Origin of the sequence: Ensifer sp. Root1252, assembly GCF_001425885.1 — a bacterium.
Lineage (GTDB): Bacteria > Pseudomonadota > Alphaproteobacteria > Rhizobiales > Rhizobiaceae > Ensifer > Ensifer canadensis.
This window is the reverse complement of sequence record NZ_LMDT01000023.1, coordinates 173,918-186,317: the sequence shown is the minus strand read 5'-3', so window position 1 is coordinate 186,317 and position 12,400 is coordinate 173,918. Positions and strand designations below refer to the sequence as shown.

The 12,400-nt window shown below is 59.8% G+C and carries 13 protein-coding genes; 10 read left to right on the top strand and 3 right to left on the bottom strand.

Annotation, left to right across the window (positions count from 1 at the left end; translation table 11 throughout):
* Positions 1-147 precede the first annotated feature (147 nt).
* The 5 genes from ASD02_RS22080 (at position 148) to ASD02_RS22060 (ending at position 4,202) form a co-directional block, all read left to right on the top strand.
* Entirely contained in the window at positions 148-381 is a 234-nt protein-coding gene (locus ASD02_RS22080) for an AbrB/MazE/SpoVT family DNA-binding domain-containing protein (protein WP_025430146.1), read from the top strand.
* On the top strand, positions 378-788 hold the full coding sequence (locus ASD02_RS22075) for a type II toxin-antitoxin system VapC family toxin (RefSeq protein WP_025430145.1): 411 nt from the start codon (positions 378-380) through the stop codon (positions 786-788). The genes ASD02_RS22080 and ASD02_RS22075 overlap by 4 nt, the downstream gene beginning before the upstream one ends.
* A gap of 764 nt (positions 789-1,552) precedes the next feature.
* Positions 1,553-2,392: a polyphosphate kinase 2 gene (ppk2, locus tag ASD02_RS22070; protein ID WP_041692912.1), complete on the top strand. Its 840-nt coding sequence runs from the start codon at positions 1,553-1,555 to the stop codon at positions 2,390-2,392.
* A gap of 99 nt (positions 2,393-2,491) precedes the next feature.
* Positions 2,492-2,962 (top strand): hypothetical protein, encoded by a 471-nt coding sequence (locus ASD02_RS22065; protein WP_025430143.1) that lies wholly within the window; start codon positions 2,492-2,494, stop codon positions 2,960-2,962.
* 73 nt (positions 2,963-3,035) lie between these two features.
* A complete protein-coding gene (locus ASD02_RS22060; protein ID WP_025430142.1) occupies positions 3,036-4,202 on the top strand; it encodes an AI-2E family transporter in 1,167 nt (388 codons plus the stop codon).
* Positions 4,203-4,393: 191 nt separating this feature from the next.
* Here ASD02_RS22060 and ASD02_RS22055 read toward each other — a convergent pair whose 3' ends face one another.
* The 3 genes from ASD02_RS22055 to ASD02_RS22045 all read right to left on the bottom strand — a co-directional run bounded on the left by ASD02_RS22055 (position 4,394) and on the right by ASD02_RS22045 (position 6,691).
* Positions 4,394-4,627 (bottom strand): BrnA antitoxin family protein, encoded by a 234-nt coding sequence (locus ASD02_RS22055; RefSeq protein WP_025430141.1) that lies wholly within the window; start codon positions 4,625-4,627, stop codon positions 4,394-4,396.
* A 509-nt stretch (positions 4,628-5,136) separates the two neighbouring features.
* Positions 5,137-5,814: a phosphoribosylanthranilate isomerase gene (locus ASD02_RS22050; protein WP_025430140.1), complete on the bottom strand. Its 678-nt coding sequence runs from the start codon at positions 5,812-5,814 to the stop codon at positions 5,137-5,139.
* A gap of 19 nt (positions 5,815-5,833) precedes the next feature.
* Positions 5,834-6,691, bottom strand: a complete 858-nt coding sequence (locus ASD02_RS22045) for a MurR/RpiR family transcriptional regulator (RefSeq protein ID WP_081789031.1) — start codon at positions 6,689-6,691, stop codon at positions 5,834-5,836.
* A 148-nt stretch (positions 6,692-6,839) separates the two neighbouring features.
* On the opposite strand from ASD02_RS22045, the gene ASD02_RS22040 reads away from it, so the two are divergent.
* The 5 genes from ASD02_RS22040 (at position 6,840) to ASD02_RS22020 (ending at position 12,156) form a co-directional block, all read left to right on the top strand.
* Positions 6,840-8,093 (top strand): extracellular solute-binding protein, encoded by a 1,254-nt coding sequence (locus tag ASD02_RS22040; RefSeq protein WP_113567368.1) that lies wholly within the window; start codon positions 6,840-6,842, stop codon positions 8,091-8,093.
* 73 nt (positions 8,094-8,166) lie between these two features.
* Positions 8,167-9,069 carry a sugar ABC transporter permease gene (locus ASD02_RS22035; RefSeq protein WP_025430138.1) on the top strand — a complete coding sequence of 301 codons (903 nt, stop codon included), beginning with the start codon at positions 8,167-8,169 and terminating at the stop codon, positions 9,067-9,069.
* A 3-nt stretch (positions 9,070-9,072) separates the two neighbouring features.
* Positions 9,073-9,909 (top strand): carbohydrate ABC transporter permease, encoded by an 837-nt coding sequence (locus tag ASD02_RS22030; RefSeq protein ID WP_025430137.1) that lies wholly within the window; start codon positions 9,073-9,075, stop codon positions 9,907-9,909.
* A gap of 47 nt (positions 9,910-9,956) precedes the next feature.
* On the top strand, positions 9,957-11,159 hold the full coding sequence (locus ASD02_RS22025) for an aminotransferase class I/II-fold pyridoxal phosphate-dependent enzyme (RefSeq protein WP_025430136.1): 1,203 nt from the start codon (positions 9,957-9,959) through the stop codon (positions 11,157-11,159).
* Positions 11,160-11,169: 10 nt separating this feature from the next.
* On the top strand, positions 11,170-12,156 hold the full coding sequence (locus tag ASD02_RS22020) for a carbohydrate kinase family protein (RefSeq protein ID WP_025430135.1): 987 nt from the start codon (positions 11,170-11,172) through the stop codon (positions 12,154-12,156).
* Positions 12,157-12,400: the final 244 nt, after the last annotated feature.

The window sequence follows — 12,400 nt, the reverse complement described above, 5'->3', positions numbered from 1 at the left end:
TCACCTAGCTGAGATCGTGTCCTATCGCGTCGGCCGACCTTTAGCCTGAGGGGCGTGTCGCAACCAGACGCTGTGCGGCCGCTCCTCTTGAAAGCCGGGCTGCGAAGTAATACCTTGATGAAACCATTCCTTACAACGGTACCGACAATGACCACGACAGTTACAGCCAAGGGGCAGGTTACGATCCCGAAGCCAGTGCGCGACCTCCTGGGTATCGTGCCTGGAAGCAAGGTTGATTTCCAGCGCGCCCCGGATGGAAGCATCGTGCTGGTACATGCGGCTAAAAAGCAGCAACCCAGCCGCTTTTCGAAGCTGCGAGGACACGCCGGCAAGGGGCTGGATACTGACGCTATCATGGCCCTGACGCGTGGCGAACCGTGATACTGGTAGACACGAATGTTCTTCTCGACGTTGTAACCGACGATCCGACATGGGTTGACTGGTCCATAACCCAGCTCGAAAACGCAAGCCTTCGCGGGAAACTGTGGATCAACGACATTGTCTATGCCGAACTGGCCGTCCGCTACGATCGGATCGAAGATGTCGAAACATTGGTTGACCAGGCAGGCTTGGAACTGACGGCAGTGCCTCGCGAGGCTCTCTTTCTGGCAAGCAAGGTCTTTACGCGATATCGCAAGGCAGGCGGCACAAGGACCGGAGTGCTCCCCGATTTCTTCATTGGTGCGCATGCGGCCGTCAGCGGCTTGCCGTTACTGACGCGTGATGTCGGCCGCTATCGGACCTATTTCCCCACTTTGACGTTGATCGCGCCGCATATGCCGACCTAGCGACGCGGCGCGCTCGGCTTCAAAGTGGTTGGCGCCGGGCAGGCCGTTTCGATACCAAGGCTGACGCTCCTCCTTCGTCACGAATTCAACAGCGACATCCCGCTTGCTTCATCGAACAGGTGCAAGCTGTCCTCGTCGATTACGAAAGAGACAGGGCCTCCTGGCTTTGGACTTAAGCCGGCCTCAACAAGGGCGCCGAGCCTTCCGCATCAGCATGTCCGACACGGTAGTAACTTCCGGTCAAGGCGCCGCCAAAGTGTTCCAGCTTGGAGCGACGTGGATCGTTAATGATAGGCATTATGGTCCGGACAAAACATTCGCATATGCATAGATAATAATGTAGCCTGACGTTGTGCGGCACGAGCGCAAACACGCAGCGAGCATCGGGCGGTGTTGGCTCGTGCGCCCTCCTTAAGACTTTGGGGGGAAGAACATGGATTTTGGCATTGAAGGCGGCTCGGAGGCGGCTTGCGCGACAACGCCGACCGACGCTGAATTAGAAACACAGCTTACCCGTATCCAATCAAGCCCCGAATTCGATGCCCCGGACCGGGTGCGGAACCCTCAACTCGTGTCGTTGAGGAAACCCGCACAGGCAAGGGCGAGCGCAGCAAGTCTTATTCGGTCGCCAAGAAGGCTTTCGGGCAGGACGCGTTCCATTGACGCGCGAACTGATCCCTTCGTGTGCGCCTGTCCAGCCGGGCAAACGACGTGCTTTCGACAAGGCAATAAATCGAAGGGTGGAGAAACGTGAGGACAAAGAAATGGACGACATAACCGATAGGCCCATTGAGGCACAAAGTGAAAAAAAAACGAAGAAAGAGGCGCGTCGTTACGAAAAGCGCCTCGTAAAGTTGCAGGTCGAGTTGTCGTATCTGCAGGCCTGGGTGCAAAAGTCAGGAGCACGTATCGTCATCATCTTCGAGGGACGTGATGCCGCCGGAAAGGGGGGCGTCATCAAGCGCATAACCCAGTGGGTGAGCCCGCGGGTCTTCCGTGTGGTCGCCCTGCCTGCACCCACGGACCGGGAGAAGTCCCAGATGTACATGCAGCGCTACATTGCTCATCTGCCTGCCGCCGGGGAAGTCGTGATCTTTGACCGCAGCTGGTACAACAGGCCGGGGGTCGAGCGCGTCATGGGGTTCTGTACGGAAAAGAAGGCGCGACACTTTCTCGAGGCGCTGCCGCGGTTTGAAGCGGCGATCGTTGAGAATGGCGTCACTTTGCTGAAGTATTTCCTGACAGTGAGCGAGGATGAGCAAGAGCGTCGCTTCCGCCGCCGTATCGATGACCCGTTGAGGCAATGGAAACTGAGCCCAATGGATCTGGAATCCTATCGCCGCTGGTGGGATTATACGCGTGCCTATGACGAGATGATCCGGATGACGGATAGCCAACTCGCGCCTTGGTGGATTGTTCCCTCGGACAATAAAAAGCGCGCGCGCATCAACTGCATCTCGCACATCCTCAAATCGATACCCTACGAGCGCGTGAAGTTCGAAGAACCCGAGCTCGGTAAGCGTCAGAAGCGGCCGTCGGGCTTTATTGAAGACACGAGCCCGCGTAATGTGGTGCCGGATATCCAGGGATCCGCCGGTCACTAGAAATGCAGGCAACGACGGAGCGATGGTGCTGGGACGCCTGCATTCCCCGTTCGATGCCTGAACCACTCGATGAGCGAACAATTTGTTGGAGATAAAGCGATGAGTGCGGAAAAAGATACAGGACAGCCCGCCGCCATTCCGACCGCGGCCGATCTGCGCAAGAACTTGCTCGAAAAACAGCTCGCCGCAATGGAACGCGACGACAAGATCAGGGATCGGGAGCGTGAGGAACGCGCGAAGTTCGCCGATGAATTCTTCAAGGATCACGTCGGCGAAGCGGAGCGGGCAATCATCCGCAAGGTGGTCATGCGGGCTGTTGCAGATGGAAAGATGGAGGCGCTCGTCTACACGTTTCCCTCCGATTTCTGCACCGACAACGGCAGGGCAATCAACAATGCCGATCCGCAATGGCCCGAGACGCTGCAGGGCAAGGCCAAGGAACTGTACGATCGATTTAAAGCTGCCGCGCAACCTCAGGGCTACAAGCTGAAGGCAATGGTGGTCACGTTCCCTGGGGGGATACCCGGGGATATCGGCTTCTTCCTGAACTGGGAAGCGCCAATAGCTTAGCTCGAAATGGTGGCAGGGCAGGATCTAACTGCCTTGCCATATGTTCGTCTTGCGAGGGGGCGGGGGCGCTGTCATGGATGACGATCGACTTGGTAAAAGCAATAGTTTAGCGCCTGCTCCGGTGGCGACGGCCTCAATCGAAACACGGATCACGGACCTCGTCCGGTTCGGTATCGTTGGGCTGTTTGCCTATTGGTCGCTGACGCTAGTGGTACCCTTTGCCATTATCGGCATATGGGCCGCTATCCTGGCGGTCGCGCAGTATCCGCTTTATCGCAGGCTTGAAAAAATGCTTGGTGGTCGCGGAAAGCTCGCGGCCGTGCTCATTACGCTGGTGAACCTTTCCCTCATTATCGGCCCATTGTCGGCTCTCATCTTCGGTTCGCTCGACGGCGCGCAAGTGGTGTACGAAAAGCTCAAGGGTAGCGAGGCAATCATGCCGGCGCCGCCAGAGGCCGTTCGGAACTGGCCCATCATCGGAGAGCGGATCTACAATGCCTGGAGTCTTGCTTCAAACAATCTGGCGGCCGCCCTTAACCGGTTCCAACCGGCACTGCTGCAAGCCGGCAGCAAGGCCATCGGCGTTCTTGCCAGCATCGGGTTGGGATTTGTAGGTTTCATTGCGTCGGTGATTGTCACCGGCTTTCTGTTTCGCCCTGGCTTGAAGATCTCCGAGTTCTTGAATGTGTTTGCGCACAGGATCGCCGGAGAGCGAGGGCAAGGGTTCGTACGTCTTGCAACCGCCACGATCCGAAACGTCGCAAGAGGCGTCATCGGCGTGGCCTTCATTCAGACGATATTGTGCGCGTTGGTTCTGAAGCTCTTCGCGGTGCCCGCAGCCGGGTTGATCGCGTTTGTCGTGATGATCCTGTGTATCGTGCAAATCGGGCCGTTTCCTGTTTTCCTGCCCCTGATCGTGTGGGGATGGATGACAATGGAGTTCCAGTCAGCCTTGCTCATGACGCTTCTCCTCGTTCCGATCGCGTTGATCGACAACATTATGAAGCCCATTCTGGTCGCTCGTGGCCTTTCCACACCAATGCTCGTCATCCTGGTCGGGGTACTCGGCGGCACGCTTGCCTATGGATTGATCGGCCTGTTTCTGGGCCCGATTGTGCTCAGCGTCTTTTATGACCTTCTTGCCGTCTGGATCCGTTCAGACAGGATAGCTGCGCAGCCAGATCAGCGCCCGGCCCGGCAAAGCGGCGGAGTCGTTTCTGACACCGGTATTCAAGGCTAGCCTATGATGCCGTTGGCGCCGTCGCGCTCCCCTCGCTATTTGGGCGTCCGGCTACCCGAAGCGCCTTCGCGGACGGGCGATGCCTTCCCAAAGGCGCCGGGGGGCAGCAATAGCGCGCAGCGATGAGTGAGAGATCTGCGGTTCGATGACGCTCAAGGCGCGCTAAATTACGCCGCGTTCAGCGCCGACGATCAAACTGACGGTTTCATGGCGGCGCGCAAGGTATCGTTGATACGATCCTGCCAGCCGGGCCCGTCCGCCTGGAAATGGGCGAGCACATCGCTGTCGATCTTCAGCGATACGAGTTCCTTGGTGTTCGGGATCGCAGGTCTTTCGACCGCGGGAGCTGCCACCTTCTTCGCCGGCCTGAACAGCGCCTCGGCGGCATCTTTTGGATTGGATGGTCTTCGTGGTGTCGTCGCCATGGTCGCTTCCTTTCGTGGCCGATGGGGTCCTGTCGTCCCGCTCGTTCAACTAAGCGATACATTGCTTCAGTAACAGGCGGCAGACCGGCACGCCACTGAAACAGACCCATATGCGCGCGACCCGCCGTATTCTGTCCGTTTCGATGGTCTTGCTGCAGCGGCGTGCCAAGCGTTCGAAATTGCAGCGGCCGGCCAGGGCGTTCCCCCACAAGGTTCGTCAATACAATCGGGTGCCGGTCACCCTATTGCGCGGTGACAGCGGCGGATCGGCGGGCGCTGGTGGACCTGCAAGACGACCACGCCGGCGAAAGCTACAGCGCCGCCCGTCTTATTAGACGCGCAAAGGTCGCTGTAGCACTTTGAATTGCTGCATGTTTTTATCCTTAAATCAAAGACGATTTAAGGAAACATGCAGTAGGACAAGTCTCGTCTCTCCCGAACTGCCTGGCGGCCGAGGTGCTCGGGTTCGTCAGGCCATCCCGGAGGAACGAGATGAAAGCACGTCAATTTCAGGCGTGCTTCGCGGCAGCCACGAAGGTCGCAATCTTGTCGATGTCCTTGCGAAAGCCACCTTCGGGAAGAGCGCGATTCGTATGGGTGAGTGAGTCCACCGCCCAGGGCCGGACAGCCTCGATCGCAGCTGCGACGTTCTCCGGCTTGAGGCCGCCCGCCAGGATCACCGGCCGTTTGCTGCGTTTTACGATCTCGCGGCTGAGCGACCAGTCATGGGTGACGCCGGCAGCGCCAATGCCGCCGATATGGGCAGCGACGGAATCCAGGATGAAGATGTCCGCAAACGGCTCGAAGCGAGCTGCGTGATCGAGCGCCTCCGGCCCGGTCATCGGTATGGCCTGGAGGATCTTCAGGTCGCGGTATTTTGCCAGCAGCTTCGTGCGCAACGTCTTGACGTGCTCAGGGGTCACGAGCTCGATGTCGCCACACAGATGCAGCACATCAGGCTGCACCGCGTCCACCATCTCGGCGATCGCCTCGAGATCACTCTCCACCGACAGCGCCACCCGTTGTGCCTTGCCCTTAAGGGCATCGGCGATCTCGCGCGCAGTGGCGAAGCTGATCTCGCCGGGCAGGCCACGGTTCGAAGGTGTGAGGCCGAGATAGTCGACGCCGACTTTCGCCGCAGCCAGGGCCTCGGCAACTGTCTGCATGGTATAGATTTGTGTTTTCAATGCCCTGCTCGTGTTTTGGCTAGATTGATTTCGGGAGGATCGCCTTGACCATGCGCTCCTCGGTGAGTTGAACCCGCTCGGCATTGCGTGCGGCAAAAACGGAATAGAGCGCATCGACCAATGTCATCTGCGCGATCTGCGCTGCCATCGGCTCGCTGCCCTGCTCATGCGAGACGCTGACGAGCACGACATCGGCGAGGCGCGCCAGCGGTGAGCTGCTGTTGCCGGTGATACAGAGCGTTGAGGCGCCGCGCGCCTTGGCTTCCTGCAGCACGAGAACCGGATCGCTGGTAATGCCGGAATAGGAAATGGCGACGACGAGATCGCCCGGTCCGGTCAGCGCCGCATGCATGATCTGCAGTTGGGAATCGACTGGCGCATCGCATCGCAGTCCCAGCCGGATACAGCGTTGATAAAATGCCTGCGCGACGATGCCGGACCCGCCCACGCCGCCGACCAAAATGTGCTTGGCACCGGCCATCAGATCGATCGCCTCGGCAAGGGTCTTTTCATCGAGAACACCGAGCGTATCGGTCAGGGCCTGGCCGATTGCGCGAAACAATCGGCTTGCGGCCTGCAGGTCGCTTGTCTGTGGCTCGGACGACATCTCGGCTTGAACGATGCGCGGCTCTTGAGCCATCGCCAGCTTGAGATCGGTGAACCCTTCAAAGCCCGCGGTGCGGCACATGCGCAGCACGGTCGTATCACTGACATCCGTCGCCTGCGCGATTGCCGACATCGACTGGCGGATTGCGCTGTCGCTGTTGTCGAGCATCCAAAGCGCCACGCGCCGTTCGGAATCTGACAATTTCGGCAACACACTTCGCAGCCGGATGCTGGCCGGAATGCTGCTGTTGCCTCGCAAATCATTGACCATTGACGGGGCCTTTTTTCGGGTTGGCGGTGCGCCTTGGCGAAGAGGCTAGCATAGTCATGTTGTGGTGTCACTATAGACACGACTTATATGATGTGGCATCACTACATCAACGCGAGAAGATGCGCTGCTGGACTTCTGGGAGGATGTCATGGGACTGAAGCGTTTGTTGATTGCTGGTGCGGCCATGGTGCTGACCGCCCTTCCGGCCGCAGCCGGTGAGCTGTCCTTCTGGCACGCCTATGCGGGCCAACAGGACAAGGTCGACTTCATCAATTTCGCCCTGGACGAATTCGCCAAGGCGCATCCCGACATCAAGCTGGATGTCGTTGCGGCCGAACAGTCGGCCTATAAGACCAAGCTCAACACGGCCATGGCGTCGGGCAACCCGCCTGACGTATTCTACACGCTGCCCGGCGGCTTTCTGAATGCCTTCGTCAATGGCGGGCAGATGTATGCGCTCGACGCAGACCTTGCCAAGGACGGCTGGGGCGACAGTTTCCTCGAAAGCGCCCTCGCGCAGACAAGCAAGGATGGTCACGCCTACGCCGTTCCCGTCGATGTCGACTCCGTCGTCTTCTGGTACGACAAGGCGCTTTTTGCGGAAAAAGGCTGGACGGTGCCGTCGAGCTACGATGAGCTTCTGGCATTGGCCGAGACGATCAAGGGCGCGGGCATTGTCCCGTTTGCGCTTGGCAACAAGGATGCCTGGCCGGCGACGTTCTGGTTCCAGTATCTCGAGATGCGCCTCAAGGGATCCGGCGTCGTTTCCGCCTTCGTCAACAAGGATGCCAAGGCCGCGCTCGGCGACGAAGCGACCAAGGCGCTGGAACATGTCGCCGCGCTTTCGAGCAAAGGCTATTTCCCGATCGGCTTCAACGGCATGGGCGACCAGGAAGCCAACATGCTCTTTCTCAACGGCCAGGCAGCCATGATGCTGAACGGGACCTGGCAGATCGGCGCGTCCGCCGATGCGCCCGAAGGCTTCGAACTCGGCTATTTCGCATTCCCGACAGTCAAGGACGGGGCTGGTGACCAGTCCGACGTCCTGGCCGGCGTCGCCGCCACCTTCGGCATTTCGCAGAAGGCGGAAAACAAGGCCGATGCCGTGACCTTGCTCAAGTTCCTGACGTCGAGCCAGGTCATGACGAAGTATGTCGAGCTTCGAAAGACGATGGTGACGGTGAAGGACGCAACGACCGAGGCAGCCGCAGGGCCTGTCCTGTTCGATATCAGCGGCAAGCTGATGGCGAAGGCAGGCCACCTCGATCCCTTCTATGACACCGCCATGCCGCCGGCTGCGACCAACATCTACTACACGTCGCTCCAGGGTGTGCTTGACGGCTCGGTGCCGCCGGCCGATGCGGCCAAGCGCCTCGAGGATGCGCTGCGGACCGACAAGTAGTTGGCGCCAGCAACATGACCAGCTTGCGCGGCAAGCCGCTCGCCGCGCGAGCCCTCCATGGAGCCCAAGAACGATGAGTACCAACAAGGGCTTTGCCAACAGCCACAACAGAGCGGCGCTCCTGTTTCTGTCGCCTGCATTCCTGCTCATTGCAGCCTTCGTCGCCTATCCCGTCGTCTATGCCGGTTGGCTCTCGCTCTTCAGTTGGGACGGAGCGTCTGCGCCGGTATTTCAGGGAGCGGGTAATTTCGTCCGTCTTGCCGGCGACCCGATCTTCTGGCGGGCGCTTGGCCGCAACCTTCTCGTCGCGCTTTCGGCCATGGTCTTTCAGGTGTTTCTTGCGCTCTGCATCGCCTATTGCCTGGTGCGCATCGTGCCTGCGTTCAGCCGAATATTCCTGTTCTTTTATCTCGTGCCGGTGATGGTCAGCGAGATCTGCATCGGGCTGCTCTGGCGCTTCATGTACAATCCCTATTTCGGTCTGGTGAACGCGGCATTCGGTGCGCTTGGGCTGGATGGCCTGAAGCGCGGTTGGCTCGGCGAATCCGGCACGGCTTTCTCAGCCGTAGTGGTGGTGATGAGCTTCACCTATCTCGGCCTTTATGTCCTGCTATTCGTGGCGGCGGTCAGGAGTGTGCCCGAAAGCGTCTACGAGGCCGCCGAGATCGATGGGGCCGGCCATTTCACCAAGTTCTTCTCGATCACCATCCCCATGGTCGGCGACGCGGTTCGCGCCAATTCCCTGCTGGCGATCATCGGTTCGCTCAAGACCTTCTCGCTCGTCTTTGTGCTCACCAATGGCGGCCCGAACCACGCAAGCGAGGTGGTCTCCACCTACCTCTACAAGATGGGCTTCGGCAGTTTCGAGATGGGCTATGCGGCAACCATCGGCTTCACGCAGATGCTGCTGACGGCGGTCGGCGCGTGGCTCGTCTTCCGGTATCTGAAAAGAGCCGGCGTCGGCGGGAGAACTTGAGCCATGGCTGCCGTTCGCCGCTGGACAGTCACCAATACGGTGGTCCTCGTTCTCCTGACGCTGCATGTGCTGCTGGTTGTCTTCCCGTTCATCTGGATGATCTACAGCACCTTCAAGACCAACAAGGAGTTCATGCGCTCGGTCTGGTCTTTGCCCACGAGCTTCTCGCTTGACGCCTATGTCGGCGCCTGGAGCGGCGGCGCGCTTGGCGGCTACGCTGTCAACTCGCTGCTGATCATGGCCGGCGCGACGGTTCTCACCGTGGCGGTGTCAACCCTCGCCGGTTACGCGCTGGCAGTCTATCGGCCACGCTGGATGCCTGCCGTCGAACTCAGCCTGACGGCGGCCATGGCGATCCCCGCCTATGTCGCGCTCGTGCCCTTGGTGGTGATGCTTCGTGGCGCCGGACTGCTCGATACGCATATGGGTGTCGTGCTGCCGACTGCCGCCTTCAACGTACCGGTCACGATCTTCATCATGCAGGCCTTTTTCAACACGCTGCCGCGCGAACTCTTCGATGCGGCGCGCATGGATGGTGCTTCCGAGTGGTCCATCTTCGCCCGCGTCGCGCTGCCGATCGCGCGCCCGGCGATGTTCACCGCGGCGATCGTCAACATGATCTGGGTCTGGAACGATTTCCTGTTTCCGGTCGTCTTCATCAACAATCCGGCGCGCAAGACGTTGCCCGTGGGCCTCACGGATTTCGTCGGCGAGCACATCACCAATTATCCGGTGATGCTGGCGGCCATCCTGATCGCCGCCATCGCGCCGCTGGTTCTCTTCATCTTTTTCGAACGCCAGATCACCGCCGCTTTGCTCGGCGGTGCCGTCAAGGAATAGCCGTTAATGACCCGGCTCAAGTCCGGGTCCAATGCAGGAGAAGTTTCATGTCGCCTAAAGAGCTCGATTTTGCCAGCCGGGCAGTCTTCTACACGCCCGAAGAGCATTCCCAGTCGATCAGCTATCCGATCTACATGTCGGCGAATTTCCAGTATGGCGGCGACATCTACGACCAGATCGTCGCCGGTGCGCGCAAGGAAGTGAACATCTATTCGCGCTGCGGCAACCCGACCGAATACAAGTTCGAGGAACATATCGCCCAGCTAACAGGCGGCACGGCATGCCTGGCGACCGCTTCCGGAATGGCCGCGATCTCGCATGCGCTGTTCGGCATCCTGAAAGCGGGCGACCACATCGTTGCCGATCTCACCACCTATTCGAGCACGCACGAATTCTTCGATCACCGCGCTGGCGATTTCGGGCTGAAAGTGAGCCTTGTCGATTGCACCGATGTCCGAGCGGTCGAAAACGCGTTTACCGATGAGACCAAAGTTCTCTATGTCGAGGCGATCGCCAATCCAACCATGAAGGTGCCGCCGCTCAAAGCGCTGGTGGAGCTCGCCCATTCGCGCGGCATCGTGGTCATTTGCGACAACACCTTCGCGTCTCCGGCCGTTTGCCGGCCTCACGAATTCGGCGTCGACGTCGTGGTCGAAAGCGCCACCAAATTCATCGGCGGCCACAACGACGCGGTCGGCGGGGTGATCACGCTGAAGTCCGACATCCTGCCTGCGGATTGGCTGGAGGACGTCCGCTGGAATACGCTCAACAAGCTCGGCGCGCCGCTGTCGCCGTTCAACGCCTGGCTGTTGTTGCGCGGTGCGCAGACGCTTGCACTCCGCCTGGAAAAGCAGTGCGCCAATGCGCTTGCCCTTGCAAAACATCTTGAAGCGCATCCCAAGGTCAAACGTGTCTTCTATCCGGGGCTGCCCTCGCATCCGAACCATGCCTCGGCGAGCGAGCAGTTGCGCGGCGGTGGCGCCATGCTCTCCTTCTGCGTCGAAGACGAGGCTTCGGGCGTACGGCTCTTGAAGCGGCTGAAGCTCGGTTCGTTCGCGGCAAGCCTCGGCGGACTGCGCACCACGACGCAGATGCCGGCGACCATGGCCTTTCTCGATATTCCCAGCCAGGAGCGGGAGGCGATGGGCGTTGTCGATGGCCTGGTGCGCTTCTCGGTCGGTATCGAGCATGTTGACGACATCATCGCCGACGTAGATCAGGCGATAGAACAAATGCATCTCGATCTCTAGGGTTTGCGCAATGGCAGCGATCGTCCTCCTTGGCGATATCAATATCGACCTCGTGCTTGATATCCCCGAGTATCCGCTCGAGGGAGGAGAGGCGATCGCAACGGCCCAGCGGCACATGCTGGGCGGCTCAGCCACGAATACCGCTATCGCGCTGTCACGCGCCGGCCACGACTGCCGGCTGATCGGGCGCGTGGGGCAAGATGCCTTGGGAGAGCAGGCGCTGTCGTGGCTCGAGGACATCGGTGTTTCGACGGCGTGGATCGGCCGGGACCCGTCTGAGCCCACGCAAACGAACATCGTGACCGTCGGCAAGAGCGGTGAGCGAACGATGTTTGCCTATCGTGGGGCCAACGCACACCTGTCCCCGGCATCGATCGTCGACGCACCGTTCGAGGATGCGGCGCTGTTCCATCTCTCCGGCTACGCCTTGTTGCAAAGTCCACAATCCGACGCAGCATATAGAGCGATCGAGCTTGCGCAGCGGCACGGGATCCCCGTGACACTGGATATTCCTGCTGGTGTTGCGTTGTCGGTCGCGCCGCATGTGCGCAATCTGCTGCCGAAGCTCGATACCATCATGCTCGGCAGGGCCGATCTTGCACCGCTTGCGGGAGAAGGCTCCGAAATTCCTGTTGAAGAGGCGATCAAGTCCCTGTTGCGTCAGGGCGTGCGAAGGATCGCGCTCAAGCATGATGTCACGGGTTCGTCTCTCTACCAAAACTCCGGGGCTGAAAGCGCGCCGTGGTTTTCCGTCGCTACGGTCGACACGACAGGGGCGGGTGATGCCTTCGCGGCAGGACATATAATCGGGCGCGTGTCGGGATTGCCTGGATCCGAATGCTGCCGGCTTGCAAATGCGTTCGGGGCCGTTGCAGTGACCCGGCAGGGAGCGGGATTGTCGATGCCCACGCTGACAGAAGTCACGAAGCTGATTTCCGTCAGTAACGGCAACAGACCTGGCATAGCGGGCTCCGACGAACAATTGGGACGACGGTAACTCTCGGCCCAAGTCCTGCAGGATTCACACCGAAACGGGCTGGCAGGCGTATGTCTCTGTTCGCTCGACGAGGCGCCCTTGCCCGTCACCTTTTTCTCGCTGCTTCGGCCAATGACGCCGCTGGAGCAATGTCGCCGGCAACGCGCTCAAATCGGAGCCGCAGGCAATCTGTGCTTCGGCTGAAATCACTCCCTGCGTTCCTCTACACAGCATCCGGATCCGGCGCGGCATAGTCGTGCTGAGC

Coding starts and splice junctions, on each gene's coding strand:
- ASD02_RS22080 (WP_025430146.1), top strand. CDS start 148: ATGACCACGACAGTTACAGCCAAGGGGCAGGTTACGATCCCGAAGCCA.
- ppk2 (WP_041692912.1), top strand. CDS start 1,553: ATGGACGACATAACCGATAGGCCCATTGAGGCACAAAGTGAAAAAAAA.
- ASD02_RS22065 (WP_025430143.1), top strand. CDS start 2,492: ATGAGTGCGGAAAAAGATACAGGACAGCCCGCCGCCATTCCGACCGCG.
- ASD02_RS22060 (WP_025430142.1), top strand. CDS start 3,036: ATGGATGACGATCGACTTGGTAAAAGCAATAGTTTAGCGCCTGCTCCG.
- ASD02_RS22055 (WP_025430141.1), bottom strand. CDS start 4,627: ATGGCGACGACACCACGAAGACCATCCAATCCAAAAGATGCCGCCGAG.
- ASD02_RS22045 (WP_081789031.1), bottom strand. CDS start 6,691: ATGGTCAATGATTTGCGAGGCAACAGCAGCATTCCGGCCAGCATCCGG.
- ASD02_RS22040 (WP_113567368.1), top strand. CDS start 6,840: ATGGGACTGAAGCGTTTGTTGATTGCTGGTGCGGCCATGGTGCTGACC.
- ASD02_RS22035 (WP_025430138.1), top strand. CDS start 8,167: ATGAGTACCAACAAGGGCTTTGCCAACAGCCACAACAGAGCGGCGCTC.
- ASD02_RS22030 (WP_025430137.1), top strand. CDS start 9,073: ATGGCTGCCGTTCGCCGCTGGACAGTCACCAATACGGTGGTCCTCGTT.
- ASD02_RS22025 (WP_025430136.1), top strand. CDS start 9,957: ATGTCGCCTAAAGAGCTCGATTTTGCCAGCCGGGCAGTCTTCTACACG.
- ASD02_RS22020 (WP_025430135.1), top strand. CDS start 11,170: ATGGCAGCGATCGTCCTCCTTGGCGATATCAATATCGACCTCGTGCTT.